This is a genomic window from Candidatus Planktophila sp. (genome assembly GCF_040402315.1).
Lineage (GTDB): Bacteria > Actinomycetota > Actinomycetes > Nanopelagicales > Nanopelagicaceae > Planktophila.
On record NZ_JBBAMU010000069.1, the window covers coordinates 1 to 1,225 of the forward strand.

A 1,225-nucleotide genomic window follows, 5' to 3' on the forward strand; every position below is an offset into this window, starting at 1 on the left:
TCGTGCGATTGGTTTGTAGTTTGTAGGCTGGTGGTTGGCTATGTTTTATCGATATCAAATCAGTTTTTTTCTGACTTTTGCCGTAACCCATTCGCTAAAGACTACTGTCAATAAAATCAAGATCAGCAACATCGTGACCTTGGGCCAGGCCAATGTGCCCAGCGCAGCCTCTAGTTTGACCCCAATGCCACCTGCGCCAACCAATCCTAAGACTGTGGATTCTCGGATGTTGATATCCCAGCGAAAGACGCTGATGCCAGCCAAAGTAGGAGCCACCTGAGGCACCACACCCCAAGCCATGGTTTGGGCGCGACTTGCCCCAGTTGACTCAATGGCTTCAATTTGTTCAGCATCTATTTCTTCGATGGCTTCGTACAACAACTTGCCAATAAAACCAATCGAGCGCAGAGCGATTGCCAAGATACCTGCCAACACACCCGGTCCCAAAATCGCAACCAAAAGCAGTGCCCAAATCAGCGAATTGATCGACCTTGAGGCCACGATCACAAACAATGCCATCGGCCTGACGATGGCGAGACTGGGGGTGGTGTTGCTGGCTGCTAAAAAGGCTGTAGGCACAGCCATCAACAAGCCCAGAAGGGTGCCCAAGGTGGCGATATTGATGGTTTCCCATAAAGGCCATAAAAGACCGTTCACTGAATTCCAGGCAGGCGGCATCATGCGCTTGCTAATGTCCATGAACTGTGTTGGTGCGTCGGTCACGAAGGCCCAAATGGTGTCTTGAGTCATGACCTGGAAAGTCCAGCTCACAAAAGCCAAAAGTAAAATCCAAACCATAAAAATGCCAAGTTCGTGTTGGCTTGATCTTTTGCGCCAGTAACGGGTTGTGGTGTTTTGAGAGCTCATTGGATGTGCTTTCTCAAACGGCCGGAGGTGTATTCAGCGAACATGACGATAACGATGATCACCCACAAAATGGCTGCCGCTGAGTCGAATTCATAGCGGTCCATGGCGGTATTGAGCGTAGCCCCAATGCCGCCCGCGCCGACAATGCCTATCACGGCAGATTCCCTGAAATTGATGTCTAGCCGGTACAACGACAAGCCCAAAAGACGAGGCATGACCTGAGACAACACAGCAAAATCTAGCACCTGCAAATAGCTTGCACCGGTGGACTGCAGGGCTTCGAGTTGTGAAGCTTGAATTTCCTCAATGTCCTCGGCCATAAGCTTAGCCATGAAACCTACTGTGGCAAACGTCAGGG

The 1,225-nt window shown here is 50.4% G+C and carries 2 protein-coding genes; both read right to left on the bottom strand.

Annotated features, from left to right (window positions below):
- Positions 1-54: 54 nt before the first annotated feature.
- Positions 55-867: a phosphonate ABC transporter, permease protein PhnE gene (gene phnE / locus AC9UEP_RS06030; RefSeq protein ID WP_509545113.1), complete on the bottom strand. Its 813-nt coding sequence runs from the start codon at positions 865-867 to the stop codon at positions 55-57.
- Positions 864-1,225, bottom strand: a 362-nt coding sequence (locus AC9UEP_RS06035; RefSeq protein ID WP_509545115.1) for an ABC transporter permease subunit, incomplete at its 5' end; no start/stop codon positions are given. The genes AC9UEP_RS06035 and phnE, both read right to left, overlap by 4 nt.